General features: G+C 69.5%; 22 protein-coding genes and 2 tRNA genes. 14 read left to right on the top strand and 10 right to left on the bottom strand.

Annotated features, from left to right (window positions below; genetic code table 11):
* Positions 1 to 5 precede the first annotated feature (5 nt).
* From ACFQU3_RS12540 to rpmH, 8 genes are all read right to left on the bottom strand, one after another.
* Positions 6 to 1,154 (bottom strand): ParB/RepB/Spo0J family partition protein, encoded by a 1,149-nt coding sequence (locus ACFQU3_RS12540; RefSeq protein WP_385910215.1) that lies wholly within the window; start codon positions 1,152 to 1,154, stop codon positions 6 to 8.
* Positions 1,155 to 1,494: 340 nt separating this feature from the next.
* Positions 1,495 to 3,039, bottom strand: a complete 1,545-nt coding sequence (locus ACFQU3_RS12545) for an AAA family ATPase (RefSeq protein WP_385910217.1) — start codon at positions 3,037 to 3,039, stop codon at positions 1,495 to 1,497.
* 160 nt (positions 3,040 to 3,199) lie between these two features.
* Positions 3,200 to 3,991, bottom strand: a complete 792-nt coding sequence (rsmG, locus tag ACFQU3_RS12550) for a 16S rRNA (guanine(527)-N(7))-methyltransferase RsmG (RefSeq protein ID WP_385910219.1) — start codon at positions 3,989 to 3,991, stop codon at positions 3,200 to 3,202.
* A gap of 70 nt (positions 3,992 to 4,061) precedes the next feature.
* The gene (locus ACFQU3_RS12555; RefSeq protein ID WP_385910221.1) at positions 4,062 to 4,811 is read right to left on the bottom strand and encodes a protein jag; all 750 of its coding nucleotides are present in this window, start codon (positions 4,809 to 4,811) and stop codon (positions 4,062 to 4,064) included.
* Positions 4,812 to 4,907: 96 nt separating this feature from the next.
* Positions 4,908 to 5,897: a membrane protein insertase YidC gene (yidC, locus tag ACFQU3_RS12560; RefSeq protein WP_385910223.1), complete on the bottom strand. Its 990-nt coding sequence runs from the start codon at positions 5,895 to 5,897 to the stop codon at positions 4,908 to 4,910.
* A gap of 93 nt (positions 5,898 to 5,990) precedes the next feature.
* Entirely contained in the window at positions 5,991 to 6,314 is a 324-nt protein-coding gene (gene yidD / locus ACFQU3_RS12565; RefSeq protein ID WP_385910225.1) for a membrane protein insertion efficiency factor YidD, read from the bottom strand.
* On the bottom strand, positions 6,311 to 6,661 hold the full coding sequence (rnpA, locus tag ACFQU3_RS12570) for a ribonuclease P protein component (RefSeq protein ID WP_385910226.1): 351 nt from the start codon (positions 6,659 to 6,661) through the stop codon (positions 6,311 to 6,313). The genes yidD and rnpA overlap by 4 nt, the downstream gene beginning before the upstream one ends.
* 18 nt (positions 6,662 to 6,679) lie before the next feature.
* Entirely contained in the window at positions 6,680 to 6,817 is a 138-nt protein-coding gene (gene rpmH, locus ACFQU3_RS12575) for a 50S ribosomal protein L34 (protein WP_028051105.1), read from the bottom strand.
* Positions 6,818 to 7,367: 550 nt separating this feature from the next.
* Between rpmH and dnaA the strand changes: the two genes are divergently transcribed.
* Positions 7,368 to 9,002, top strand: coding sequence for a chromosomal replication initiator protein DnaA (gene dnaA / locus ACFQU3_RS12580; RefSeq protein ID WP_385910229.1), 1,635 nt, complete (start codon positions 7,368 to 7,370; stop codon positions 9,000 to 9,002).
* A gap of 47 nt (positions 9,003 to 9,049) precedes the next feature.
* On the opposite strand, the gene ACFQU3_RS12585 is transcribed toward dnaA, so the two are convergent.
* The gene (locus tag ACFQU3_RS12585; RefSeq protein WP_385910231.1) at positions 9,050 to 10,006 is read right to left on the bottom strand and encodes an NAD-dependent epimerase/dehydratase family protein; all 957 of its coding nucleotides are present in this window, start codon (positions 10,004 to 10,006) and stop codon (positions 9,050 to 9,052) included.
* 123 nt (positions 10,007 to 10,129) lie between these two features.
* Between ACFQU3_RS12585 and ACFQU3_RS12590 the strand changes: the two genes are divergently transcribed.
* The 13 genes from ACFQU3_RS12590 to ACFQU3_RS12650 all read left to right on the top strand — a co-directional run bounded on the left by ACFQU3_RS12590 (position 10,130) and on the right by ACFQU3_RS12650 (position 25,829).
* Positions 10,130 to 10,921, top strand: coding sequence for a TetR/AcrR family transcriptional regulator (locus ACFQU3_RS12590; protein WP_385910233.1), 792 nt, complete (start codon positions 10,130 to 10,132; stop codon positions 10,919 to 10,921).
* A gap of 661 nt (positions 10,922 to 11,582) precedes the next feature.
* Positions 11,583 to 12,710: a DNA polymerase III subunit beta gene (gene dnaN, locus ACFQU3_RS12595; protein WP_385910235.1), complete on the top strand. Its 1,128-nt coding sequence runs from the start codon at positions 11,583 to 11,585 to the stop codon at positions 12,708 to 12,710.
* A gap of 78 nt (positions 12,711 to 12,788) precedes the next feature.
* Entirely contained in the window at positions 12,789 to 13,979 is a 1,191-nt protein-coding gene (gene gnd, locus ACFQU3_RS12600; protein ID WP_385910497.1) for a phosphogluconate dehydrogenase (NAD(+)-dependent, decarboxylating), read from the top strand.
* A 19-nt stretch (positions 13,980 to 13,998) separates the two neighbouring features.
* The gene (recF, locus tag ACFQU3_RS12605; RefSeq protein ID WP_385910237.1) at positions 13,999 to 15,285 is read left to right on the top strand and encodes a DNA replication/repair protein RecF; all 1,287 of its coding nucleotides are present in this window, start codon (positions 13,999 to 14,001) and stop codon (positions 15,283 to 15,285) included.
* Entirely contained in the window at positions 15,278 to 15,832 is a 555-nt protein-coding gene (locus ACFQU3_RS12610; RefSeq protein WP_385910239.1) for a DUF721 domain-containing protein, read from the top strand. Before recF ends, ACFQU3_RS12610 begins: the two co-directional genes overlap by 8 nt.
* Before the next feature lie 113 nt (positions 15,833 to 15,945).
* Complete coding sequence (locus ACFQU3_RS12615) at positions 15,946 to 17,433, top strand: protealysin inhibitor emfourin (RefSeq protein WP_385910240.1); 1,488 nt, start codon at positions 15,946 to 15,948, stop codon at positions 17,431 to 17,433.
* Positions 17,434 to 17,562: 129 nt separating this feature from the next.
* Positions 17,563 to 18,984: a M4 family metallopeptidase gene (locus ACFQU3_RS12620; RefSeq protein ID WP_385910242.1), complete on the top strand. Its 1,422-nt coding sequence runs from the start codon at positions 17,563 to 17,565 to the stop codon at positions 18,982 to 18,984.
* A gap of 375 nt (positions 18,985 to 19,359) precedes the next feature.
* Complete coding sequence (gene gyrB, locus ACFQU3_RS12625) at positions 19,360 to 21,531, top strand: DNA topoisomerase (ATP-hydrolyzing) subunit B (protein WP_385910244.1); 2,172 nt, start codon at positions 19,360 to 19,362, stop codon at positions 21,529 to 21,531.
* 136 nt (positions 21,532 to 21,667) lie between these two features.
* Positions 21,668 to 24,475, top strand: a complete 2,808-nt coding sequence (gene gyrA, locus ACFQU3_RS12630) for a DNA gyrase subunit A (protein ID WP_385910246.1) — start codon at positions 21,668 to 21,670, stop codon at positions 24,473 to 24,475.
* The gene (locus ACFQU3_RS12635; RefSeq protein ID WP_385910248.1) at positions 24,472 to 25,272 is read left to right on the top strand and encodes a DUF3566 domain-containing protein; all 801 of its coding nucleotides are present in this window, start codon (positions 24,472 to 24,474) and stop codon (positions 25,270 to 25,272) included. The genes gyrA and ACFQU3_RS12635 overlap by 4 nt, the downstream gene beginning before the upstream one ends.
* A gap of 178 nt (positions 25,273 to 25,450) precedes the next feature.
* A tRNA-Ile gene (locus tag ACFQU3_RS12640) sits at positions 25,451 to 25,527 on the top strand.
* A gap of 28 nt (positions 25,528 to 25,555) precedes the next feature.
* Positions 25,556 to 25,735 (top strand): DLW-39 family protein, encoded by a 180-nt coding sequence (locus ACFQU3_RS12645; RefSeq protein ID WP_385910250.1) that lies wholly within the window; start codon positions 25,556 to 25,558, stop codon positions 25,733 to 25,735.
* Positions 25,736 to 25,753: 18 nt separating this feature from the next.
* Positions 25,754 to 25,829, top strand: a tRNA-Ala gene (locus tag ACFQU3_RS12650).
* Positions 25,830 to 25,906: 77 nt separating this feature from the next.
* Here the strand turns inward: ACFQU3_RS12650 and xerC are convergent.
* A complete protein-coding gene (gene xerC, locus ACFQU3_RS12655; protein WP_385910252.1) occupies positions 25,907 to 26,827 on the bottom strand; it encodes a tyrosine recombinase XerC in 921 nt (306 codons plus the stop codon).
* Positions 26,828 to 26,842: the final 15 nt, after the last annotated feature.

Consider the following 26,842-nt stretch of genomic DNA (forward strand, 5'->3'; position numbering starts at 1 on the left):
GGCGATCAGTCGCGGCCCGGGCTCGCCATGCCCATGAGGCCGAGGATGCGTCGGAGGTCCTCCATCGAGGCGAACTCGACCGTGATCTTGCCCTTGCGCTGGCCGAGCGCGATCGCGACCCGGGTCTCGAGGTGGTCCGACAGGCCGGACGTGAAGTCGTCGAGCTGTGGGTGGCGGCCACCGGCGCGGGGACGCCGCGGCTTCGGGGCGTCGTTGCCCTCGCCCAACGCCACGAGCTCCTCCACGTTGCGCACCGACAGCCCCTCGGCGACGATCCGTTGTGCCATGCGCTCCATGGCTCCCCCGTCGGCCATGCCGAGCAGGGCACGAGCGTGGCCCGCACTCAGCACGCCGGCGGCCACGCGACGCTGCACGAGCGGCGGCAGCTTGAGCAGGCGCAGCGTGTTGGAGATCTGGGGACGAGAGCGCCCGATGCGGGTGGCCAGCTCCTCGTGCGAGCACCCGAAGTCGTCGAGCAGCTGCTGGTAGGCCGCGGCCTCCTCGAGCGGGTTGAGCTGGCTGCGGTGCAGGTTCTCCAGGAGCGCGTCGCGAAGGAGGTCGTCGTCGCTCGTGTCCTTGATGATCGCCGGGATGACTCCCAGGTCAGCCGCCTCGGAGGCCCGCCAGCGACGCTCGCCCATGATGAGCTCATAGGTCTTGCCCTCGGCATCCTCGAGCTGGTCGGCCGGGATCCGGCGTACGACGATCGGCTGGAGCACGCCGATCTCTCGGATCGAGTGCACGAGCTCGGCCATGTGATCCTCGTCGAACACCGTGCGGGGCTGCTTCGGGTTCGGTCGAATGGAGTCGATGTCGATCTCGGCGAACTCGGCACCTGGGACGACGGCCAGTCCGCTGCCGTCCGCCGCATCGACCGTCCCTGCCGCTGCGGCGTCGGTGCGCGAGACGGCCTCGGCTGCGAGGGGTGCGCCGTCACCAGTGGCAGGCGCACCGGATGCCTGCACCGGCCGGTGAGACCCGTTCGCCCCGTCAGGAGCGGAGGCCCCCTCGACAGGGTCGCTGGCGGGCGCGACGGGCTCGGCCTGCTTCTGCTCGGTGAAGAAGACGTCCACGGGTCGGCCGGCGCCTCCGCTCGGTGCGCTCGGGATGAGTGCCCCGAGGCCTCGACCCAGTGCTCGACGCTTCTCCGCCATTCGCCAACCCCTTGCCGTCACCGACGCGGCCATCGCGTCCGGCGCTCAGTCTAGGTGCTTGCCCGGCCGCCGACGTGCAGCGGCAGCCGGATGTCGTTGCCGTTGAAGGTGGCTCGGAGGGATGCGGTCTGGTGTTTCACGTGAAACAGCCGGATATTCTGTGTTTCACGTGAAACGGAAGAGTCCTGAACCGTCGTGTTGCCGGCGGGGTGTTGACAGCCAGATCCGCAGCTCAGCCCTGCAGGACAGGACCACAAGGGCGGTCACGTTTCACGTGAAACGGGATCGCCACCTCGTGGTGACGGTCCCGCTAGGACGATGCCTCGTGGACCACGCCCGGTCAGGTGCGGCCGGCTGCACCTCGGTCGGCGATCTCGCCCGCGGCCTCGAGGTACGCGAGAGCCCCGCTGCTCGCGGGGTCGTACGTCATGACCGTCTCGCCGAAGCTCGGCGCCTCCGAGACGCGGACCGACCGCGGGACCGTTGTGCGCAGCACCTCTTCCGGGAAGTGCTCGCGCACCTCGTCCGCCACCTGTGCCGACAGGCGCGTGCGCCCGTCGTACATGGTCAGCAGGATCGTCGAGACGTGGAGCGAGGGGTTGAGGTGCACCCGCACGAGGTCGATGTTCTTGAGCAGCTGCGAGAGACCCTCGAGGGCGTAGTACTCGCACTGGATCGGGATGAACACCTCACTGGCCGCCACCATGGCGTTGACGGTCAGCAGGCCGAGGCTCGGCGGGCAGTCGATGAGGATGTAGTCGAACTCGTGCCCCTGCTCCCCCGCAGCGGCGATCGCCTTCTGCAGCCGCGACTCGCGCGCGACGAGAGAGACGAGCTCGATCTCCGCGCCGGCAAGGTCGATGGTGGCCGGGGCGCAGAAGAGGTTCTCCACCGTCGTGCACGGCTGGATCACGTCAAGCAGCTTGGTGCCGTCCACGAGCACGTCGTAGATCGAAGGAACCTCGGCGTGGTGGTCGATGCCCAGGGCAGTGCTCGCATTGCCCTGAGGATCGAGATCGATGACAAGGGCCTTGAGACCGGCCTGTGCGAGGGCCGCCGCGATGTTCACGGTCGTCGTCGTCTTGCCGACGCCGCCCTTCTGGTTGGCCACGGTGAGCACCCGCGGCGAGGTGGGCTTCGGGAACCGACGTCCGGTCAGCTGGATGCGTCGACGAGCGTTCTCGGCAAGCTCGCGCGCCAGGGGGGTGTCGTCCCCCGGAGTGGGGATGGCTGCGGCAAGGGCATCCCGGTCGGCCCGGTCGGCCCGGTCGGCGTGATCGACGCGATCGGCGGGCTGGCTCGCCTCCGGCGGTGCCGTGGAGGCGAGGGGTGCCGATCCGTCCCCGGCGTGCTCGTCCACAATGTTGTCCCCAGCCTCGGACGAGGCCGTTCTCCGTTCAAGAGCGCTGAATTCGGACGCCTCGTCCACGGCGTTGTCCACAGGCTCCTCGCTGGCTTCCCCCGCCTCCGGACGAGTCGGCTGCGAGACGACGGGCGCCTCGATCGGGGACTCGGACCCCTGCACGGAAGGGGTTTCCGCCGGGCGCTCCGATGGTCCCGCAGGGATCTCGCCGACACCCGCCGAGGACGTGCCGTTCTGCTCGGGGACGCCCGGCGCGGAGGCCGCGTCGTCCGCGGGCGGGGGGCTTCCCGCGAGCTCGGCCTCCTCGGTCGCTCCCAGCCTCTCGGCCGGCAGCCCGACCTCGACCTCCTCCGAGGCACCGAGATCCTCGGCGTCCAGGCGCTCGGCCGGCGTTGCGGGGGCTTCACCGGAGGGCGCGGTCCCGTCGCCCTCGACACCAGCGTGGACGTCCTCGCCACCAGCGTGGCCGTTCTCGCCGCTCAGTGTCGTCTCGTCGGCTGTTTCACGTGAAACACCCAGCATGCGCGCCAGCCAGCCCAGGCGCCGATGCTCAGGACCCGGCTCGGGTTCGCTCGGCCAGCCCAAGTTGGTCGACATCGTCACGGGGACAGCACCTCCGAGGTTGAGGGTCGAACCGCGTGGACCTTCGCGCGGACCGGCCATCGAAATGGTCTGGACACGATCATGGCTGATGCGGCGGACGGCCGCCCGCCGCCGGGCCGGGGCGTCGCGCACCACGTGGGCGATCCGCCCTTCGGCGTGCGGATCCGGCACTCGAGGGCTGTCGTGAACGAAAGAGTCGCCGGTCGACGACGTCACCGATCGTGGCGCGCAGCACGAAGGTCGGTTCGTCGAGCAGGCCGGTGCCGCAGGCCTCGACGCCGGCCTCGACGACGCCGAGTCGGGTCAGGGCCGTGCGGCCCTCCTCGAGCTCCTGCGCCGCCCGGGAGCCCTTGAGCGCCAGCAGGCTGCCACCGGCCGTGAGGAGCGGCAGCGTCCACTCTGCAAGCTGCACGATGCGCGACACTGCGCGAGCGGTGACCCACGGGGCGTCGAGCTGGTCCCACATCGTCTCTGCCCGCGCGGTGTGGACGGTGACGTTGACGAGGCCGAGCTGGGCGACCGTCCCGGAGAGCCACTCCGTCCGTCGGGCGAGGGGCTCGACCAGATGGAGCTCGAGGTCCGGTCGCGCGATGGCGAGGGCCACACCCGGGAGGCCAGCACCAGAGCCCACGTCGATGACGCGCTGGGTGGCCGCCGCGACCGGGATCGCCTCCTGGACGACAGCGCAGTTGAGGACGTGTCGATCCCAGAGTCGCGGCGCTTCTCGCGGACCGATCAGCCCGTGGGTGATACCAGTGTCGGCCAGGACGGCAACGAACTGTTCTGCCAGCTCGAGTCGGTCACCGAAGATGGCGGCAGCGGCCACGGGGGTCTGTGGTGGCGCGACCGGTTCGAGAGCATCGTGGGCCACGCGCTCACTCCTCGGGGTCTGCCGGCGATCTGCCTTCTCGCTGCCTCGTTTCACGTGAAACGAGGAGCGGTCACGCAGGAAGGATGACGACGTGGCGGTGCGGGTCGACGCCCTCGGACTCGGAGACCAGGCCAGCGGCAGCAACCTCGTCGTGCACGACCTTGCGCTCGAAGGCGGTCATCGGCTCGAGCGCCTGCTTCGTGCCCGACTCCTTGACCTCGGCGATCGCCGACTTGGCCAGCTCGACAAGCGCAGAGCGACGCTGCGCCCGGTGCCCCGCGATGTCGAGCATGAGCCGGCTCCGCTCACCGGTCTCGACCTGCACGGCAAGGCGCGTCAGCTCCTGGAGTGCCTCGAGGACCTTGCCGTCGGTGCCGACGAGCCGACGCGGCACGCGACCCTCGTCGGAGTCCACGATGGCGATGGCGGCACGGTCGCCGTCGACGTCGACATCGATGTCGCCGTCGAGGTCAGCGATGTCGAGGAGGGTCTCGAGGAAGTCGGCGGCCACCTCGCCCTCCCGCTCGAGCTGTCGGACGCGTGACTTCTTCTCGCCCTTGGCGGAGCCGGGCGCCGCACCGTCAGCACCCTCAACGCCGTCAACGTCGTCAACTCCGTCAGCCTCCACGTCCTCCGGCTCGAACTCCTCCGGCTCGGCGTCATCGCTCTTCGAGTCCGCCGGCTGCGGGCCCAGGTCGTCCTCGAGCACCGGGGCGGCCTGCTCGGCGACGGCCTCGGGCGCCACGGCGTTGCTCTCGCTGGTGGGCTGTTGCGTCACGTCGGTGGGGGTCTCGACGTCAGTGGCCTGTGTGTCGCTCATGGATACTCCTTCGTGAACCCGGGCTCTTCTGTGGATAACCTACGTTTCCGCAGTTCAGAGGCCCAAAGGCAATGTGGACAAGTATGTGGAGAACCGTCAGCGGCGGTTCTTGGGCGGCTGCGCCTTGGCGCGCTTCTTGCCCTTCGGCTGCTGCCTCTGGCCCGCCTTCGGCGCGTCGTCGAGGACCTCGTCGTCGGAGCCGAGGCCCGGCACCGTGAGCTCCTCCATGTCCTTGCCGCGCTTCTTGAGCCGCTCGCGACGGCGCGCCTCGGCCTCGGACCCGGGAGCGGGCATGTTGCGGATGACGTAGAACTGCTGGCCCATCGTCCAGAGGTTCGTGGTGAGCCAGTAGAGCAGGACACCGATCGGGAAGTTGATGCCGGAGATCGCGAAGAAGATCGGCATCAGGTAGAGCAGCACCTTCTGCTGCTTGGCGAACGGGTTGTCCAGGGCCGACGCAGGCATGTTCTTGCGCATCAGCTGGTACTGCGTCGTGAAGGTCGTCGCCGACATGAGGATGATGAGGATCGCCGTGAGGATCTTCGTGCTGAGCGGCGAGGTCGCGCCCTGCATGATGAACGCGTCCGAGAGCTTCGCGCCGAAGATGGTCGAGCTCTCGATCTGCGCAGCGACCGTGTTCGTGATCGGCCCGATCGCGTCGTGACCCGGCTTGCCCTCGGCCTGCGCCTTGAGGTTGTTGAGCAGCTGGAACAGCGCGAAGAAGAAGGGGCTCTGGATCAGGATCGGAAGGCACGAGCTGAACGGGTTGGTGCCCGTGCGCCGGTAGAGATCCATGATCTCTGCCTGCTGCGCCTTCTGGGCCTCCGGGTCGCGCTTGCCCTTGTACTTCTTCTGGATCTTCTGCATCTCCGGCTGGATGAGCTGCATCCGCCGTGACGAGTGGATCTGCCGTACGAAGAGCGGAATGAGCAGCACACGCACGATGACGGTGAGGCCGACGATCGACATGGCCCAGGCCCAGCCGGTGGGCAGCCCGATCTTGTCGAAGAGCCAGTGCCAGGCATACATGACCCAGGCTTCACCGAGCTTGATCGGGAAGAGCAGGGTGTTGAAGAACTCGATCAACGTGTGTCCTCTGTCGTCTGGTGGGCCGGCCGGTTCGAGGGGCATTCGGGTGAACGGCCGCTCACCACTGATCGGCAACCTTATGCCGGTTGGTCAGGTCGTGGGATGTGGGTGCGCGTGGTCGGTGCTGGGCTCACCGGGCCGGAAGTCCTCGGGCCTCCAGTCGTTGCGCTCTGCCCATGTCTTCGGAACGGGGTCGACCCCACCCGGGTTCCACGGGTGGCAGCGGCCGAGCCTCCGGGCCGTGAGCCAGGTGCCGCGCACCGGGCCGAAGCGGGTCAGCGCCGTGACGGCGTACTGCGAGCAGCTCGGGTAGAAGCGGCAGGTCGCTGGGCGCAGCGGGGAGACGAAGCGCTGGTAGAGCCGGACGGCCAGCACGAGCGGCGCCGACAGCACGCGGCTGAGGGAGACGCTCATCGTGAGCACGCCTTCTCGAGCTGGCGCGCGACGGCGCCCTCGAGATCGTCCCAGGTGGCGGTGGCCGCAGCCGGGTTGGCGCGCACGACGAGGTCGAACCCCGCGGGTATGCCGTTCAGCCGGGTCGCGACGCTCGCGCGGAGCCGGCGCTTGGTCCGGTTGCGCACGACGGCGTTGCCGACGGCCTTGGACACAACAAAACCGACGCGCGGCGGAAGCTCCGCACGCGCATCGGTCCGGTTGGCATGCACGACGATGAGTCGCCCGCCTGCTCTGCTGGCGCCGGGCCCGCGTACTGCCGTCGTGAAGTCCGCCCGCTCACGCAGTCGGTGACGTGCCGGCAGCACGCCGAGGCCTTCGGCTGCTCAGGCCGAGAGCTCGGCGCGGCCCTTGCGACGGCGGCCGGCGAGGATGGCGCGGCCGGCGCGGGTGCGCATGCGCAGGCGGAAGCCGTGCGTCTTGGCGCGGCGACGGTTGTTCGGCTGGAAGGTGCGCTTGCTCACGAGGATTCTCCGTAGGTTGCGAGTGCCCGTCCGGGCCGAGGACGGCGTCGGTGTGCACCCGTGGTGGGGCTGGCGATGGTCGTTGCGACCGCAATCGGCAAGCCCGTGGAGTCCGGGGCTCTCCGGACTGGTCCGGTGGGCCGTTCGGGGCCATGGGCATGCGAAAGAGGTCGCCGACACGCTCGGCCAACGATACGGGAGCCCCGGAACGAGGGTCAAACCGGCGCGTGGATGCCCGCGCGGAACGCAAACCCACGATCCTCGGACGTCTCGGCACGTGTGCAAGCCGACACGCCGAGCATCGGGGAATCTGTGGATGACTCGATTGTCAGCACGGGGTGCTCGGCTGTAGGTTTTCGACTCTGCCCGTTTCCTCGACTCCCCATGCACAGCCTGTGGACAAACGTGTGGACAACAGGGCATCGTTCACCAGACACGGACGAACCCAGACCGTCCGGACGGCGGAACCAAGTCCGCACAAAGCGACCCGCACCGAACCGGGAACCGCAACGGACACATGGCAATTGATTCAGGGGCAGGTGGGAAACAGGTGGCTCCGACAGGCGTCGACTACGCGCAGATCTGGCAGCAGACGCTCGGCACTCTCGACTCGGTCGGCCTGTCCAACCAGGAGCGCGCCTTCGTCCGGTTGTGCCGCCTCGTCGGCGTGCTCGACCAGACGGCACTGGTGCGCGCACCCAACACGTTCACGAAGGACTTCCTCGAGCAGCGGGTCCGGGAGCAGATCCACAGCGCCCTGGGCGACCAGCTGGGCCACCCCGTGCAGCTCGCAGTCTCGGTCGACGAGAGCCTCGAGACGGACCTCGGGATGATCACCGACGAGCCGAGTGGCCAGGCCTCGGTCCACGACGGCTCACGCGGTCAGCAGGGGGGCCAGCAGAACGGTCGGACCGGCTACGGATCCTCCGCGGGACCGACCGGGCTGACCGGCCAGGGGATGCAGTCGCCGCCCAACCCGCTGCGTGACCTCGCCGAGAGTGCCCCGGCACTCAACGGTGCCGACCTCGACGAGCCGCGCAGCGCGCTCTATCCCGACTTCCAGACCCGCATGGAGCTCGGGCCCGACCCGCTGAGCGCCGGCGAGAGCGGCCCCCTGCGCCTGCAGCAGCGTCCCGAGCCGACCTCGCCGGGCGACACCCGCCTCAACCCGAAGTACACCTTCGACACCTTCGTCATCGGTGCGAGCAACCGCTTCGCGCACGCGGCGGCCGTCGCGGTCGCGGAGGCCCCCGCCAAGGCGTACAACCCGCTCTTCGTCTACGGCGAGTCAGGGCTGGGCAAGACGCATCTGCTCCACGCGATCGGCCACTACGCGCGCACGATGTTCCCGAACGTGCGGGTGCGCTACGTGAACTCCGAGGAGTTCACGAACGACTTCATCAACAGCATCCGCGACGACAAGGCGAGTGCGTTCCAGAGTCGCTACCGCAGCGTCGACGTGCTGCTCATCGACGACATCCAGTTCCTCCAGGGCAAGCTGCAGACCCAGGAGGAGTTCTTCCACACGTTCAACACGCTGCACAACGCGAACAAGCAGATCGTCATCACGAGTGACCTCCCTCCCCGTGAGCTGTCGGGCTTCGAGGACCGGATGCGCACCCGTTTCGAGTCGGGCCTGCTCACGGACGTCCAGCCGCCCGACCTCGAGACCCGCATCGCGATCCTGCGCAAGAAGGCGATCCAGGACCGGATGAAGGTGCCGGACGACGTCCTCGAGTACATCGCGACGAACTTCAGCACGAACATTCGCGAGCTCGAGGGGGCGCTGATCCGCGTCACCGCCTTCAGCAACCTCAACCGTCAGTCGATCGACCTGCCGCTGGCCGAGATCGTCCTCAAGGACGTGCTGCCCAACGAGACCCCGAACCAGGTGACGGCGGCGACGATCATGGCCGTCACGGCGGCGTACTACGCGGTGACGCTCGAGGACCTCTGCGGCTCGTCGCGGTCGCGTCAGCTCGTCACGGCGCGCCAGATCGCGATGTACCTGTGTCGCGAGATGACCGACCTGTCGCTGCCGAAGATCGGCCAGCACTTCGGCGGCCGCGACCACACGACGGTGATGCACGCCGACCGCAAGATCCGCGAGCTCATGGGTGAGCGCCGTGCGATCTACAACCAGGTCACCGAGCTGACGAACCGCATCCGCCAGCAGTCCCACTGACGCCCACTGTGACCTGTTGCGGTCCCGCCTGCCTGTGACGTATGCCGTCAGCGGCGCCGGGCGGCGACCGTAGCCTCGAGTGCCTCCTCCCACGGTGTCGGTGCGAGCCCGAAGGTCTGCTCGGTGAAGGTGGAGTCGAGCACGAAGGGGCGCTCGAACTGGTGCCGTGTCTCGCGCACCTCGCGCATGAACGGCACGACGAGCCCGGCCGCGGTGCCGAGCGCCCGAGGCAGCACGCGTACCCGGCGGGACCGCACGGCGGCCACGCGGGCGACGTCCGCAGCAGCCTCGTCGAAGGTCCGGGGCGCGGCGGTCGGCACGTGCCAGGCCCGGCCCCAGCCGTCGTCACTCGTCGCTACTCTGGCGGCCAGGGCACCGACGTCGGGAACGTAGGTCCACGAGTGAGGGGCGTCCGCCCGGCCGACGGGCAGGAACGGTCGGCGTCCGGCGAGCAGTGAGTCGATGATGATGTCGTTGAGGTAGCTCGTGCGCGCCGTCGTGCCGGGGCCGAAGTAGTCGCACGAGCGCAGCTCGGTGACACGGAGGCGCCCGGCCTCGTGCCGGGCCAGGGCCTCGGTCCACATGTCGGCGCGCAGGGCGCCCTTGTGACCGCTCGGACGCATCGGGTCGTCCTCGCGCATCGGACGGTCGACCCGCCCGTAGCCGTAGAGGTTGCCGATGATGACGAGCCCGGCCCCGGTCGCCTCGGCCGCCGCCAGGGTCGCTGCCGCGACCGGCGGCCAGTCGGTGTCCCACGTCATGTAGCTCGGAGGGTTGACGGCGTTGACGATGCTCGTGGCGCCGCGAGCGAGCTCCGTGAGGCGTGCGGTGTCTCCCGCGTCGGCCGCGACCACCTCGACGGCGTCAGGCCGCGTTGCCTCCCACGGCCGCTCGGCCACTCGACCGGATCGCGAGGCGAGGGTGACGGTGTGGCCGAGCGCGACGAAGGCCGCGGTCGTCGTGCGGCCGACGCCGCCGGCGCCGAGGACGAGGTGGTGGGTCATGTCTGCTGCTCCCTTGGTGGTAGCTCTTGGTGAGCACTGCTCACGTTCAGAGGATGCTAGGAGATGTGGGAAAAATCAAGAGCACTGCTCACATTTTTTCCGCGGATGTGGCAGGCTCGGCCCATGGAGACGAGCCGCCGCGCTGACGGCACCGCCGACGCCACCGCCGACGCCACCGCCGAGGCCGACGACGTGCCGGTTGCCGCACTCGGAAAGCGGGCCCGCAACCGGCTCGCGGTCGAGGCGCAGATCCTGCGCGTCGCCCGAGCCCACCTCGCCTCCCATGGGGCCGCCTCCCTCAGCCTCCGGGCCGTGGCCCGCGACCTCGGCATGGTCTCGTCGGGCATCTACCGCTATGTGGAGAGTCGTGACGAGCTGCTCACCCGGCTCATCGTCGACTCCTACTGGTCCCTCGCGGCCGCGGTGCGCGCGGCGCACGACGCCGTTCCCGCCCATGACCTCACCGGTCGGTGGACCTCCATCGGTCACGCCTTGCGGGAGTGGGCGCTCGAGCACCCGCACGACTTCGCCCTTCTCTACGGGTCGCCTGTGCCGGACTACGAAGCGCCCGCCGAGCGGACCGAGCAGGCCGGCACCGCTGTGCTCGCGCTACTCGTCTCCCTCCTCGAGGACGCCCGGCTGGCCGGGCGCCTGGCCGAGGCCCCGGACCTGGGGGTGCCCCCGGAGCGAGCCACCGCGGGCGTCGGGCCGATGCTGGCCGATCCGATGTTCGAGGCGACGGGCCTCGATGCGGTCACCCTTGCGCAGGGGATCACCGCCTGGACCCTGCTCCTCGGCGCCGTGACGAGCGAGGTGTTCTCCCAGCTGGGCCCCGTACCGGACAGCGCAGCCCTCTTCGAGATCCTCCTGGCGGCGTCGAGCAGGCACGTCCTCGCCCCGTCCGAGACGCGCTGACGGACCGGGTGGACATGGGCGTCGACCAGCCACCCACCACTGTCGACCCGCCCCCGGCGCGCGAGCCACCGTCAGAGGTCCACATCTGTCCACAGAGTTGTCCACAGCTGTGTGCACAGCGTGACCTCACCGTGACCGAGGGTGGGCAGACGCCCCGCGCGTCGACCCACCAGAGTTGTCCACCGACTGTGGACAACTCTGTGGAAGCGGAGGGCAGCTCCATGCACAGGTGACTAGTCACCAAACAGGGCGAACCGGACATATGGTGTCGGCTCTTCCACATCCTTCTGTGGACGGGTGTGGACGGCGGCGCTCAACCTGCGGACAACCCACAGCCCGGCTGTGCGCGGCGTGTGCACGCTCGTTCGCCGTCCACACCCGCGTCCGGGCTAGCCTGCGCCCGCCCCACACGTCGTGCACATCCCCATTTCGTTCCTGACCTGCCCCGACGCGGGTTGTCCACAGGATCCACAGCACCTATGACTATGACGAGACCCTCTATCAGGGGAGATGCCCCGACAACGGGTCTCAGCCCCGCCCGCCCCGTTTGGGCGAAGCAGTCCAGGTCTCGTGGGCGCCCTAGGGAGTGTCTGTGGTGCCCGACACCGCCAGGCACTAGTGTCTGAGCCCCAATAGTCCTTCCCCTCGAAGTGAGTGCACCGTGAAGTTTCGGGTTGAGCGAGACGTCCTGGCTGAGGCCGTGACCTGGGTGGCCCGCGGCCTCCCGGCCCGCCCGCCGGTTCCCGTTCTCGCCGGCGTGCTCGTTGACGCGAACGAGGACGGCACGCTGACACTGTCGGCGTTCGACTACGAGGTGTCCGCGCGCATCACGGTCCCGGCCGATGTCGCCGAGTCCGGCCAGGTGCTCGTCCTCGGTCGTCTGCTCGCCGACATCTCGCGCAACCTGCCCAACAAGCCGATCGACGTCAGCACCGATGGCAGCAAGGTCAACGTCGCCTGCGGCTCGTCGCGATTCGCGCTCCGGGAGATGCCGGTCGCCGACTACCCCACCCTGCCTGCGTCCCCCGAGACGAGCGGCACCATCGCCGGCGACGTCTTCACCCAGGCGGTCGCCCAGGTGTCGGTTGCGGCCGACAAGGGCGACACGCTCCCGATCCTCACGGGCGTGCGGATGGAGATCGACGGCGACAAGGTCACGCTCCTGGCCACCGACCGCTACCGCCTCGCAATGCGTGAGCTCAACTGGAGCCCCGCCGCCCCCGACGCGAGCCACGTCGCGCTCATCCCGGCCCGTCAGCTCTCCGACACGGCCCGTGCCCTGGGTGCGTCCGGCTCGGTCGAGCTCGCACTGGGCCAGGGCGGCGACGGCCTCATCGGTTTCGAGGCGGGGCAGCGTCGCGCGACGACGCGCCTGCTCGACGGCGAGTACCCGAAGGTCACCTCGATCTTCCCGACATCGGTCGACACGGAGGCCGTCATCGAGACCGCGGCCCTCGAAGAGGCCGTCAAGCGCGTCGCCCTCGTCGCCGAGCGCAACACCCCGGTGCTGCTCAAGTTCACCGACGGCCAGGTCGCCATCGAGGCCGGCACCGGCGACGACGCCCAGGCCTCCGAGGCGGTCGAGGCGACCCTCCACGGTCCCGAGATCCAGATCGCGTTCAACCCGCAGTTCCTCCTCGACGGCCTGCACGCGGTCGGCACCCCCTGGAGCCGCCTGTCGTTCACTCAGCCGAGCCGGCCGGCCGTGCTGACCGGACAGGCTGAGGCAGACTCCGACCCGGACAGCAGCTACCGCTACGTCCTGATGCCGGTGCGGTTCGCCAGCTGACGCCTGCGGCTGTGTCCGCAGCGAGCCGCGTCCCGCCGGACGCGGTCAGGCTGGCGTAGCCTCGAACCGCGTTCCACGATCCGCTCCGCCCGCACTCCCTGCAGAAAGGCTCGCGACATGCAGCTTGGTCTCATCGGTCTCGGCAAGATGGGCGGCAACATGCGTGAGCGCTTGCGCCGCGCGGGCCACGAGGTCGTCGGTTACGACCGCAACCCCGACGTCGCCGATGTGCGCACGCTGCCGGCGCTCGTCAAGGCGCTCGCTGCCCCGCGCGTCGTCTGGGTCATGGTGCCGGCCGGCGACCCGACCCGCGAGACCGTCGCCAAGCTCGCCGAGCTGCTCGAGCCGGGCGACCTCGTGATCGACGGAGGCAACTCCCGCTTCACCGACGACTTCGAGAACGCCAAGCTGCTCGGCGAGAAGAAGATCGGCTACGTCGACTGTGGCGTGAGCGGCGGCATCTGGGGCCTCGAGAACGGCTACGGCCTCATGTGCGGTGGCGACAAGAAGTGGGTCAACAAGGCGATGCCGATCTTCGACGCGCTGCGGCCAGAGGGCCCGCGCGAGGAAGGCTTCGTCCACGCCGGCAAGGTCGGTGCCGGCCACTACACGAAGATGGTCCACAACGGCATCGAGTACGGCCTCATGGCGGCCTACGCCGAGGGCTACGAGCTGCTCGAGAAGAAGGACATCGTCACCGACGTCCCGGGCGCCTTCAAGGCATGGAGCCGTGGCACCGTCGTGCGCTCCTGGCTGCTCGACCTCATGGTCGACGCGCTCGAGGAGAACCCGCACCTCGACGACGTGTCCGACTACACCAACGACTCCGGCGAGGGGCGCTGGACCGTCGAGGAGGCCATCGCCCTGTCGGTGCCGATGCCCGTCATCTCCGCCTCGCTCTTCGCCCGGTTCGCCTCGCGCCAGTCGAGCTCGCCGACGATGCAGGCCGTCGCTGCCCTGCGCGGCCAGTTCGGCGGCCACCAGGTAATGACCATCGCCGAGGGCGAGAAGCTGCGTCAGGGTGACGTGCCGGCCGCCCCCGCCAAGAAGGCAGCCGCGAAGAAGGGGGCCTCGCGCCGAGCGGCGACGAAGCAGGCCAGCAAGCGCGCGTCCGCCCGCGCCTCGAAGGCCAACGTCGCCGCGGCCGAGAAGGCAGTCTCCTCCGGGCGCGCGACCGCGACCAAGGCCACCGACATGGCCGACTCGGCCCGCGGCCAGAAGCGCGCGGCTGCGAAGAAGACCGCTACGAAGTCCGCCACGAAGGCCTGAGCAGAGCGCCGCACCCTCCTTGCATGTCCGACACCTGACCCTCAAGGACTTCCGCAGCTACCCGAGCGCAGAGCTCGCGCTGACGCCGGGTGTCACGACGCTCGTCGGTCTCAACGGTCAGGGCAAGACCAATCTCGTCGAAGCGGTCGGCTACCTCGCGACACTCGGATCGCACCGGGTGGCGACCGACCAGCCGCTCGTGCGGTTCGGTGCGGCCCAGGCGATCGTCCGCGGCGCCGTCGTGCGCGACGACCGCGAGACGATGGTGGAGCTCGAGATCACGCCGGGTCGGGCCAACCGCGCTCGGCTCGGACGCTCGCCGGTGGCGCGGCCGCGCGACGTGCTGGGAACCCTGCGCACGGTCCTCTTCGCGCCCGAGGACCTGGCCCTCGTCAAGGGAGACCCCTCAGAGCGGCGCCGCTTCCTCGACGACCTGCTCGTGCAGCGCCAGCCGCGCTGGTCCGGGGTGCGCTCCGACTACGACAAGGTCGTCAAGCAGCGCAACGCCCTGCTGAAGTCGGCGGCGCCCGTGCTGCGCAAGGGCGCCCGACGCCAGTCCCGCCCCGGTGACCAGCCACTCGACGAGGCCCGCGAGGCCGCCCTGCACACCCTCGACGTGTGGAACGACCACCTCGCGACCGTCGGGTCGCAGCTCGTCTATGCGCGCCTGCGCCTGCTGCGCGACCTCGTGCCCGACCTCTCCGAGTGCTACGACGCGGTGAGCGCGGCCGCCTCCAACGCACGGGCCACGTACAAGAGCTCGCTCCACGAGGACCTCGCCAAGCAGATCGCTGCCGGGGAGGTGCCGGAGATCGACGAGCTGCGCCGCGGCATGCTCGAGACGCTCGAGCAGGTGCGCACCACCGAGATCGAGCGCGGCATCTCGCTCGTCGGTCCGCACCGCGACGACCTCGTCCTCTCGCTCGGCGAGCTGCCCGCCAAGGGGTACGCCAGCCACGGCGAGTCGTGGAGCTTCGCGCTGGGACTCAAGCTGGCGGCATACCGGCTCCTGCGGCGCGATCTCGGGGACGACCCCGTGCTCGTGCTCGACGACGTCTTCTCCGAGCTCGACTCCGGGCGCCGGGATCGGCTCGCCGCGCTCATCGCCGACTGCGAGCAGGTGCTCATCACGGCGGCCGTCGGCGCGGACGTGCCAGCCGTGCTGCGCGAGAACGGGACGACGTATGCCGTCCAGCTCGGCCAGGTGGACGTCGGCGGTTCCGGCGCGGTTGCCGGCGCGGCTGCGGACGTGGACACGGACGTGGACACGGATGTGGACTCGAGTCTGGACTCGGGTGATGAGTGACGAACCGCCGGGCGACGACGCCCCGGAGCCGAGTGACGAGGCCACGCGCATCGCGGACGCCGCGGCCTCGGCCCTGGCTCGCGCGCGGGCCGCGGCGGCCGACAAGGGGCTGCGGCCGGGGATGAAGCCGCGCAAGCGGCGCCGACCGATCGGCGACGCTGCGGTGCTCTCCGGGTCGGCACGCGACGGTCGCGACCCGTCCCTGCTCGGCGACCAGCTCGACCGGCTGCTCATCGACCGCGGCTGGAAGGTCGACGTCGCGGTCGGGTCGGTCATGGGCCGGTGGGCCGAGATCGTCGGTCCGGACATCGCGGGTCACGTGGAGCCGCTGACGTTCGTCGACGGCGTGCTCACCGTGCGAGCCGACTCGACCGCCTGGGCCACCCAGATGCGTCTGCTGTCGTCGTCACTGCTCGCGCGGATCGACGAGGAGATCGGCGCGGGCGCAGTCAAGGAGCTCCGGGTCGTCGGCCCGAGCGCACCGTCGTGGAGCCGGGGTGCGCGGCGCTCCCCCGACTCGCGTGGGCCGCGCGACACGTACGGCTGACCGGCCCCGGGCCGGGTGCGAACTGCCCACTCGACAGGGGCTCGTGGTCGAGTGGGCAGTTCCCCCCCGTGCGTCGCCGGGCGCCTGTCGGTGTCGCGTCGCAGACTGTCGTCATGACCTCGACGCAGCACCCCGCACCCCAGCCGACACATCAGCTGTCCGCGTGCACGATCGTGCCGCCGTACATGCTCGAGGCGATGGCGGCGAGCGACGAGCCGCTCCTCGTCGAGCACGCGCGCGAGGCGTTGCGCCACGACGCCGAGCTGCGGGCGTCGCGTCGCACCCCGACAGCACGGCCGACCGGTCGGCGGGCACCGCGGCGGGCCGACGTCCCCGAGGCGCACGGGGCCGGACCACACCGGACGATCTCGGACGCCAAGGGCGCCACCACGACTCCTGGCACGAAGATCCGCGGCGAGGGCCAGGCCGCCTCGCAGGACGAGGCCGTCAACGAGGCCTACGACGGGCTCGGCGCGACCTGGGAGCTGTGGTCAGAGGCGTACTCCCGCGACTCGCTGGACGGCAAGGGCATGCCGCTGCTCGCGACGGTCCACTACGGCCGCAACTACGACAACGCCTTCTGGGACGGATCCCAGATGGTGTTCGGTGACGGCGACGGTGTCATCTTCGAACGGTTCACCAAGAGCCTCGACGTCATCGGCCACGAGCTGGCCCACGGCGTCACCGAGCACACGGCCGGGCTGCTCTACCAGGGCCAGTCGGGGGCGCTCAACGAGTCGATCTCCGACGTCTTCGGCGTTCTCGTCAAGCAGCGCCAGCTCGGGCAGAGCGCCGAGCAGGCCGACTGGCTCGTCGGTGCCGACGTGCTCAACCCGTCGGTCCAGGGCCGGGCCCTTCGCGACATGCGCAACCCCGGCACCGCCTACGACGATCCGCGCCTGGGCACCGACCCGCAGCCCGCCCACATGGACGCCTACGTCGACACCGACGACGACAACGGCGGCGTGCACATCAACTCCGGCATCCCCAACCGCGCGTTCGTCCTCGCAGCCCTCGCCATCGGCGGCAACGCGTGGGAGGACGCCGGCGCCGTCTGGTATGCGGTCGTGTCGGGTGACGGGATCAAGGCCGACTGCGACTTCGCGACCTTCGCCGAGCTGACCGTCGCCGCCGCGGCCACCGCCCATGGAGAGGGATCGGCTCAGCAGGCCGCGGTGCGCTCGGCCTGGGAGCAGGTGGGCGTGCTCGGGGCGAGCGTCGGGTCGGGCGAGCCGACGCCCGGCGAGTCCGTGCCGGGTCGCGACTCGGCGGGCGACTCCGAGGGTGACGAGCAGCCGACCGGCGAGGTGCCCGGTGTCGGCGCCCGGCTCCTGCTGCGCCGCACCGGGGGTTTCGCGGGCCAGGTGCGCGAGCGGCAGATGGCCCTGGGCGACCTGCCCGAGCGGGATGCCAGGGACTGGCGCCACCTGCTCGCGGCGCCGACGCTCCAGCGGATCGCCGCGACGCCGCAACGCAGCCACCCCGACGCGTACACCTACTCCGTCGTGTGCGACGAGGTCGGCTGCAACGTCACGGTCGAGGAGCCGCACCTGCCCGAGGCGATCCACTCGCTGTTCGAGCGCACCCTGGCCCACGACTGACCGACGCCGTCCTCGGCACCTGCCGAAACGAGGGGAACTCTTTACGAATCCTTGCCGTGCGACGCGTGCTCCGGGTGGTTGCCTGTGTCGTCGCCACCAGCGACACCACAACCCTCCGAAAGGTTCGACATGCGTCGTACGCCTCTCATCGCCTCCGCCGCCGTCGTCGCGGCGGTCGGCGCCCTGCTGTCGACGGCCGCCACCGGCTCCGTCGCGGCTCCCCTGCCCACCGCTACAGGCTCTGCGGTGCCTGCAGATCTCAGCCTCGTCAAGGTGCGCCAGAGCCTTCTCGGCTCACACACGTGGTACGCCCAGACGTACCGCGGTGTACCGGTGCTCGGTGGCTACTACGCCGTGCACGCCACGGGTGTCACCGCCTCGGTGGACGACGGCCGGCGCACGGTGAGCGGGCTCGCCTCGACGACACCTGGGCTGGCCCGGACCGCCGCGGCGAGCGCGGCGAAGGCGCACGGCAACGCCCGCGTGACCCGTCTCGTCGTCGTCCCCGACGCCGCCGGAGCGGTCGCGACCCTGGCGTGGGAGGTGACGACAGACCAGGACAAGAAGGTCCTCGTCGATGCCCGCAGCGGCACGGTCACGAAGGTCACCGACGAGCGTGTCCTCGCCAGCGGCACCGGCAAGGTCTTCGACCCCAACCCGATCGTCGCCCTCCAGAACGAGTCGCTCACCGACGGCAACAACGCCGATGCCGCCGTGCCGGCGGCCGCCTACAAGACGGTGACGATCGCCAACCTCGACGGCTCCGGCTACCTGCGCGGTTCCTTCGCCACGGTCGTCAACAGCAAGAAGGGCAAGAACGCCGCCGCCTACTCCGCGACCAACGCGTTCAGCTACACCCGCAGCGACACCCGGTTCGAGCAGGTCAACAGCTACTACGCCGTCGACCGGATCCAGACCTACATCCAGTCGCTCGGGTTCACCGACGTCAACAACGAGGCCCAGGACCTCAGCATCAACACGACGACGCAGGACAACTCCTGGTACACGCCCAGCCAGGACACCATCACGGTCGGGACCGGTGGCGTGGACGACGGCGAGGACCAGGAGGTCGTGTGGCACGAGTACGGCCACGCGATCCACGACGACCAGGTGCCCGGCTTCGGCAGCAGCTCCGACGCCGGCGCCATCGGTGAGGGCTTCGGCGACTACATGGCCGCGACGATGTCGCAGGCCAACTCCTCCGACACCGCGACGACCCCGTGGGCGTGCGTCATGGACTGGGACTCGACCTCCTACACGTCCGGCACGCCGCACTGCATCCGCCGGCTCGACACGAGCAAGACCGTCGCCAACCGCACGGGTGAGATCCATGACGACGGCGAGATCTGGAGCCACGCGCTCTGGGACCTGAACAAGGCGTTCGGTCGCGACAAGGCGACGCGGATCATCCTCGAGGCGCAGTTCGGCTACGCGCCGTCGACGACGTGGGCCGCCGCCGCGCAGAAGACGGTCGACACGGCCGCCGCGCTCTACGGCTCCGCCGACGCCACCACGACCAAGGCGGCCTTCCAGGCCCGCGGCATCCTCTGACGTTCGCCGAAGCCGGATGCCGGGAGGCCGGGTTCCGCTGGGACCCGGCCTCCCGGCATACCCCGGCAGAAGCCATGGGGAAGTGAGCGTGAACACCTGTGGACGAGCGGCTTCCGGCGTTCGTGGAAGGGAGAGAATGGAGCTGTCCGGCCCGCTCTGACGCCGTCGTACGGCTGGCTCGTGGGAAGGCGTCACAGGGGCGCTGAGGGGTCGGGGCGTGACTCCCCCCTCGGAACACAGGGTGTGCGGGCCGGAAACTGGCCCTCTGGCGCGTCTCAGGGCACGGTTTGCCTCGCCGGACCGTTAGACTGGTGAGGTTGCGGCTCGACGTCCACGTCGAGCCGCCCGCATGAGGTCTGACCACCGAGGAGAGACGTGTCCGACGCTGACGAGCCGACCACCAGCAGCACCACCCTCAGTTCCACCGGACCCTCGTCCTTCGTCGACCAACCAGCGGCACCCATCGACTCCCGCCCCAACGGCGTCGACTACGACGCGAGCGCGATCACTGTCCTCGAGGGCCTCGAGGCCGTCCGCAAGCGTCCCGGCATGTACATCGGCTCGACCGGGCCGCGGGGCCTGCACCACCTCGTCTACGAGATCGTCGACAACGCGGTGGACGAGTCGCTGGCCGGCTACGCGGACACGATCGACGTGACCCTGCTCGCCGACGGCGGCGTCCGGGTCAAGGACAACGGCCGCGGCATCCCCACCGACATCCACCCGGTCGAGAAGATCAGCGCCGTCGAGCTCGTGCTGACGCAGCTGCACGCCGGTGGGAAGTTCGGCGGAGGCGGCTACAAGGTGTCCGGAGGCCTCCACGGAGTGGGCAGCTCGGTGGTCAACGCCTTGTCGACCCGCCTCAAGGCTGCCGTCCGCCAGAAGGGCCACGTCTTCCGGATGAGCTTCACCGACGGTGTGCCCGATGGTCCCCTGGACCGTCAGGAGGCCACCGACGAGACCGGCACGACGATCACCTTCTGGGCCAACGACCAGATCTTCGAGACCGTCGACTACGACTTCGAGACCATCCGTGCGCGGATGCAGCAGATGGCCTTCCTCAACAAGGGCCTGACGATCAACCTCGTCGACGAGCGCGTCGAGCAGGCTGCCGCCGACGAGCAGGACGTCGACCTCGACGACCTCGGCGAGGGCCTGGAGGTCGTGGAGGAGTCCGACGACGACGGCCCGCAGGGCGCGGCGTCCGACGCAGCCGGGGCGCCCGAGAAGAAGAAGGTCACGGCCAAGCGGGTCAGCTACCGCTACGACAACGGCCTCGTCGACTACGTCAACCACATCAACGGCAGCAAGCGCAGCGAGCCGGTGCACCCCGAGGTCATCTCCATCGAGGTCGAGGACTCCGCCCGCTCGCTCAGCCTCGAGCTGGCGATGCAGTGGACCAACGCCTACAGCGAGTCGGTCCACACCTACGCCAACGCGATCAACACGCACGAGGGCGGCACGCACGAGGAGGGCTTCCGCGCGGCGATGACCAAGCTCATCAACGACTTCGCCCGCCGGCAGAACCTCCTCAAGGAGAAGGACGAGAACCTCACCGGCGACGATGTCCGCGAGGGCCTCACGGCGGTCATCTCGGTCAAGCTCGCCGAACCGCAGTTCGAGGGCCAGACCAAGACCAAGCTCGGCAACTCCGAGGTCAAGGGATTCGTCCAGCGCGCCATGACCGACGAGTTCGGCCACTGGCTCGAGGCGCACCCCAACGAGGGCAAGGACATCGTCCGCAAGTCGGTCCAGGCCGCGGCCGCGCGCATGGCGGCCCGCAAGGCGCGTGAGGCGACCCGCCGCAAGGGCCTGCTCGAGTCGGGTGGCCTGCCGGGCAAGCTCAAGGACTGCCAGAGCAAGGACCCGAGCCTCTCCGAGGTCTTCATCGTCGAGGGCGACAGCGCGGGCGGCTCTGCCACGCAGGCCCGCAACCCGCACACCCAGGCGATCCTCCCGATCCGAGGCAAGATCCTCAACGTCGAGAAGGCGCGCATCGACAAGATCCTCGCCAACAACGAGGTCCAGGCGCTCATCTCGGCGTTCGGCACGGGCATCGGCGAGGACTTCGACATCGCGAGGGCGCGCTACCACAAGATCGTGCTCATGGCCGACGCCGACGTCGACGGCATGCACATCCGCACCCTGCTGCTGACGCTGCTCTTCCGCTTCATGCGCCCGCTCATCGAGGCCGGCTACGTCTACCTCGCGCAGCCGCCCCTCTTCCGCCTCCGGTGGAGCAACGCCGACCACCAGTTCGCCTACTCCGACAAGGAACGCGACGGTCTGCGCCAGCTCGGCGAGGGCAAGGGCTGGCGCCTGCCCAAGGACAACCCGATCCAGCGTTACAAGGGTCTCGGCGAGATGAACTACCAGGAGCTCGGCGAGACGACCATGGACCAGAGCACGCGCACGCTGCTCCAGGTCACGCTGGACGACGCGGCCAAGGCCGACGAGGTCTTCGCGATCCTCATGGGCGAGGATGTCGAGTCCCGCCGCACGTTCATCCAGAAGAACGCGCGTGACGTGAAGTTCCTCGACATCTGAACGCTCGGGAGCTCACGGCCCGGACGGGCCTGCGGCCCCGACCCCGAAAGCACAGCCGGTCGCGCCGAGCGTTCCACGTGAAACGTGACCACACGGCATACGAAATGAATGTGACTGAGAGACAAAGGGATCTGACGTGAGCGACGACCTGCCTCCCACCAACGGAGACGACGTCAACGAGACGCCCGGACAGAACGAAGAGCAGACCGACGAGCAGACCGGCGGCACCGACCTCGAGGCCCTCCTCGGGGGCGGATCCGGCGGGGACGGCGGCGACGGTGGCGACGGCGGGGACGACGACGAGGGCGACCCCAACGCCCAGGCGGTCGTGGTCCCGGCCGACGTCGGCCAGCACGACCGGGTCGAGCCCATCGACCTCAACACCGAGATGCAGCGCAGCTACATCGAGTACGCCATGTCGGTCATCGTCTCCCGCGCGCTGCCCGACGTGCGCGACGGCCTCAAGCCGGTGCACCGCCGCATCGTGTACGCGATGTACGACGGCGGCTACCGCCCCGACCGCGGCTACAACAAGTGCGCGCGCGTCGTCGGCGACGTCATGGGTCACTACCACCCGCACGGCGACAGCGCGATCTACGACGCCCTCGTACGCCTCGTGCAGGACTGGTCGCTGCGCTACCCGCTCGTCGACGGGCAGGGCAACTTCGGCTCGCGCGGCAACGACGGCGCGGCCGCCCCGCGGTACACCGAGTGCCGGATGGCCTCCATCGCCATGGAGATGGTCCGCGACATCGAGCAGGACACTGTCGACTTCGTCCCGAACTACGACGGCAAGACGATGCAGCCGGCCGTGCTGCCGAGCCGCTTCCCGAACCTCCTCGTCAACGGCTCTGCGGGCATCGCCGTCGGCATGGCCACGCAGATCCCGGCGCACAACCTGCGCGAGGTCGCGGCGGGTGCGCAGTACTACCTCGACCACCCCGAGATCAACCGCGAGGACCTCCTCGAGGCGCTGCTCGGCATCATCAAGGGCCCGGACTTCCCGACCGGCGCGCTCATCATGGGCCACCGCGGTATCGAGGAGGCCTACCGCACGGGCCGCGGCTCGATCATCATGCGAGCCGTCGTCGAGGTGGAGGAGATCCGCAACCGGCAGTGCCTGGTCGTCAAGGAGCTGCCCTACCAGGTCAACCCCGACATGCTGGCCATGAAGATCGCCGACCTCGTCAAGGACGGCAAGATCTCGGGCATCGCCGACATCAACGACGAGACCTCGGGTCGCACCGGCCAGCGCCTGGTCATCACGCTCAAGCGCGACGCCGTCGCGAAGGTCGTGCTCAACAACCTCTACAAGCACACCCAGCTGCAGACGACGTTCGGCGCGAACATGCTCGCCCTCGTCGACGAGGTGCCGCGCACGCTGCCGCTCGACGGCTTCATCCGGCACTGGGTCGACCACCAGATCGAGGTCATCGTCCGGCGCACGAAGTTCCGCCTGCGCAAGGCCGAGGCCGACATCCACATCCTGCGTGGCCTGCTCAAGGCACTCGACCGGCTCGACGAGGTCATCGCCCTCATCCGCGCGTCGCGCACCGTGGACGTCGCACGCGACGGCCTCATCGAGCTGCTCGAGATCGACGAGATCCAGGCCAACGCGATCCTCAACATGCAGCTGCGACGTCTCGCTGCCCTCGAGCGCGAGAAGCTCATCGAGGCGCACGACGAGCTGCAGGCGCTCATCGACGAGTACAACGCGATCCTGGCCTCGCCGCAGCGCCAGCGCGACATCGTGTCGGAGGAGCTCGCCGACATCGTCGAGCGCTACGGCGACGAGCGCCGCACGACGATCGTGCCCTTCGACGGGGACATGTCCATGGAGGACCTCATCCCCGAGGAGGACGTCGTGGTCACGATCACGCGCGGTGGCTACGCCAAGCGCACTCGAGTCGACCAGTACCGCTCGCAGAAGCGTGGCGGCAAGGGCGTGCGTGGTGCCTCGCTCCGTGGTGAGGACGTCGTCGAGCACTTCTTCACGACGACGACCCACCACTGGCTGCTCTTCTTCACCAACCTCGGCCGGGTCTACCGGGCCAAGGCGTACGAGCTGCCCGAGGGCTCCCGAGACAGCAAGGGCCAGCACGTCGCCAACCTGCTCGCGTTCCAGCCGGGCGAGCAGATCGCCCAGGTGCTCGCCATCCGTGACTACGAGTCCTCCGACTACCTCGTGCTCGCGACCCGGGGTGGCCTCGTGAAGAAGACGCGGCTCGCCGACTACGACTCGAACCGCTCGGGCGGTCTCATCGCGGTCAACCTCCGCGAGGGAGACGAGCTCGTCGGCGCGGGCCTCGCGACCAACCGCGACGACCTGCTCCTCGTCTCGCGCAAGGGCATGTCGCTGCGGTTCACCGCCACCGACGAGGCGCTGCGTCCGATGGGCCGATCCACGTCCGGTGTCACGGGCATGAAGTTCCGCGACGGCGACGACCTGCTCGCCATCTCGGTCGTCGAGGAGGGTGAGAGCCCCGACGTCTTCGTCGTCTTCGAGAACGGTCTCGCCAAGCGGACCCCCGTCAGGGACTACCGCCTGCAGGGTCGCGGCGGTCTCGGCATCCAGGTGGCCAAGCTCTCCGAGAAGGGCGGCGACCTCGTCGGTGCCCTGACCGTGATCGACACCGACGAGGTCATGGTCGTCATGGAGAAGGGCAAGATCGTCCGCTCGCGCGTCGACCAGGTCCGACACACCGGCCGCTCCACCCAGGGCGTGAAGTTCGCGACGCCCGACAAGGGCGACTCGATCGTGGCCGTGGCCCGCAACGCCGAGTCGGAGATCGCCGTCGAGGAGATCGAGGCCGGTGAGAGCGTCGACCAGCCGACCGGTACGGGAGCGCCGGCTACGGTTCCCGCCGTCGATGGCGTACCGTCGGACGAGACGTCGAACGACGAGGCCGGCTCGTCCGAGGGCGACACCGGAGGTGACGAATGAGCACGAGCAGCCCCGAAGGCTCCCGGAGTGGGGCAGGTGCTACCGGCGGGTCCGACGATTCCCGGCGCGCGTCCGGCGCGTCCACGAGGACCAGCTCCGAGTCAGCCGGCTCGTCCGGCCGTAGCGACCAGCCCACCTCGAACGGATCCGGCTACTACGGCTCCAACGGCGCCACCTACTCCGCGAGCGGTTCCCAGCTGTCCGGTTCGGGCTCTGGTCCGTCCGCCTCGAGCTCGGCCGGTTCGAGCGCTGCCGGTTCGGGCCTGACCGGTTCGGCCAGCACGTCCGGTGCGGCGAGCGCGGACCAGGGCCACGCCCTCTCGCGCGGCGCGGTCACCAACCGCACGGCCCCGACGCAGCGCGTCGGCGCCGGCCACGCCGGTGCGACCACGGCCGCCGGCGCCCGCCCGGCGGCCCAGCGCAAGCACAAGGGCCCGCGCCGTGTCCGTCTTGCGGTCGCGCGCGTCGACCCGTGGTCGGTCATGAAGATGAGCTTCCTGCTCTCCGTGGCGCTCGGCATCGCCGGCGTCATCCTCACGGCCGTGCTGTGGATGATCCTGTCGACGATGAACGTCTTCACCGACGTCGAGGGTGTCCTGCAGTCACTGCAGACGACGACGTCCGACCCGTTCTCGATCAAGGACTACGTCGGCTTCGGTCGCGTCGTGTCCCTCTCGATCGTCATCGGCGTCATCGACGTCATCCTGATGACCGCGATAGCGACCGTCATGGCCTTCCTCTACAACATCTGCTCGGCCCTCGTCGGTGGCGTGCAGCTGACCCTCACCGACGACTGATCCCGCTCCCTGCCGTGCTGGGACGCCCCCGTGCAGCAGCCGCCCGCCTGCCGGCATACGGCCGTCCGGAGGGTGGTCCCGGACCGTTTTGTAGGTTGCCGGGGGCATCAGGTAACGTTTCCCCTCGCGTCCGGTCATCCGTTCCGACGGGGTCGACCGAGCGCGCGAAGGTGACGATGGGCCTATAGCTCAGACGGTTAGAGCGCTTCCCTGATAAGGAAGAGGTCGGAGGTTCAAGTCCTCCTAGGCCCACCATCACCGCCACCACGGAGAGGATCGTCGAATGCTGAAGCGTCTCGCCCTCATCGGTGGCGCCGTCGCAGGTCTGCTGTTCCTTCGCAAGAAGGCGAAGCAGCAGCAGGCCGAGCAGGACCTGTGGACGCAGGCCACGGACGACGTGCAGGCACCGGTCAACCCGGCTCCCCGTCCCACGGCGACCGACGAGACGTCGACCTCGGCCTGAGGCCGCTCTTCCACATCAGGGGCCATGGCGCAATTGGTAGCGCACCTGCTTTGCAAGCAGGGGGTTAGGGGTTCGAGTCCCCTTGGCTCCACCACTTCCCACCTGGGCAAACGCCCACCGGTGTCGCCGGACGCCTCGGCACCCGAGGGCCGATCCGGACAGACTGCCTGACTACGCGGCGTCGTCATCGTCGTCCTCGCTCCCGCTGCTCAGTGCCGGAAACACGGTGTCCATCACGCTGGCGCCGGCCTCAAGCACGGGGCGCAGCTCGTGCCGGTAGACCAGTTCGGTGACTGCCGTTCCCGAGTGGCCCATCAGGCGCGAGATCTCCTCGATAGCCAACCCGCGCTCGGACAGGATCGACACGAACGAGTGCCGCAACTCGTACGGCGTCCACTGCTTGGGGTCGAGCCCCGGCACGTGCGTCAGGGCGTCCCGGAACATCCGCCGCACGTTGTGCGCGTCCTGCTCGGTCCCGACCCGCGAGGGAAAGACGAGATCGTGGTCCTGCCAGCGCGCACCCGCCTGCTCACGCTCCGCGGCCTGGTCCTGACGGTGACCCTTGAGAACTGCGACGACGTAGCCAGAGCTTGCCAGAGTCCTCCGAGACTTCCGCGTCTTGACGTCACCGCCGACCCGGACCGACCGCCACACCTCGACGTATGGGACCTCCCCGCCGTCCTCGGCAAGATGCACTCGAGACCAGCGCAGAGCCCGAACCTCCTCCGGGCGCAGACCGACGAGCAACGACACCACGATGTACGCGTGCATGTGATGGCGGCGCGTCTTGTCCAGTACGTCGGAGGCCTGCTGCAAGGTGAGCGACTTCGACGGTCGACCGGGCCGACCCTTGGTCGCCGGGCAGAGGTCGACGACGTTGCGCTCCACCAGCCCGCGCTTCATGGCCCGCCGCACCGAACGACTCAGCACCGAGCGCACCTGCTTGAGCGTTGAGGTCCACAGGCGCTTCCATCCGTCCGGGCTACTCGTGGAACCTCCCGCCATCCGGGGCCCCTTCATTGCCCTGTGGACGGTTGGACTGCCGCTGTATCTCGCCATGACTGTCACGAACAGCTGCCGGATCACGCTCATACACCACCCTTCCGG

Source organism: Terrabacter sp. GCM10028922, assembly GCF_042666095.1.
Classification (GTDB): Bacteria; Actinomycetota; Actinomycetes; order Actinomycetales; family Dermatophilaceae; genus Terrabacter.

Bases quoted from the DNA above. Each gene is read 5' to 3' on its own strand.
- ACFQU3_RS12615 (WP_385910240.1), top strand. From the start codon at position 15,946: ATGACCTCGACGCAGCACCCCGCACCCCAGCCGACACATCAGCTGTCC.
- yidD (WP_385910225.1), bottom strand. From the start codon at position 6,314: ATGAGCGTCTCCCTCAGCCGCGTGCTGTCGGCGCCGCTCGTGCTGGCC.
- xerC (WP_385910252.1), bottom strand. From the start codon at position 26,827: ATGAGCGTGATCCGGCAGCTGTTCGTGACAGTCATGGCGAGATACAGC.
- ACFQU3_RS12620 (WP_385910242.1), top strand. From the start codon at position 17,563: ATGCGTCGTACGCCTCTCATCGCCTCCGCCGCCGTCGTCGCGGCGGTC.
- ACFQU3_RS12545 (WP_385910217.1), bottom strand. From the start codon at position 3,039: ATGCTGGGTGTTTCACGTGAAACAGCCGACGAGACGACACTGAGCGGC.
- ACFQU3_RS12645 (WP_385910250.1), top strand. From the start codon at position 25,556: ATGCTGAAGCGTCTCGCCCTCATCGGTGGCGCCGTCGCAGGTCTGCTG.
- ACFQU3_RS12590 (WP_385910233.1), top strand. From the start codon at position 10,130: ATGGAGACGAGCCGCCGCGCTGACGGCACCGCCGACGCCACCGCCGAC.
- ACFQU3_RS12585 (WP_385910231.1), bottom strand. From the start codon at position 10,006: ATGACCCACCACCTCGTCCTCGGCGCCGGCGGCGTCGGCCGCACGACG.
- ACFQU3_RS12635 (WP_385910248.1), top strand. From the start codon at position 24,472: ATGAGCACGAGCAGCCCCGAAGGCTCCCGGAGTGGGGCAGGTGCTACC.
- ACFQU3_RS12610 (WP_385910239.1), top strand. From the start codon at position 15,278: ATGAGTGACGAACCGCCGGGCGACGACGCCCCGGAGCCGAGTGACGAG.
- ACFQU3_RS12540 (WP_385910215.1), bottom strand. From the start codon at position 1,154: ATGGCGGAGAAGCGTCGAGCACTGGGTCGAGGCCTCGGGGCACTCATC.
- ACFQU3_RS12555 (WP_385910221.1), bottom strand. From the start codon at position 4,811: ATGAGCGACACACAGGCCACTGACGTCGAGACCCCCACCGACGTGACG.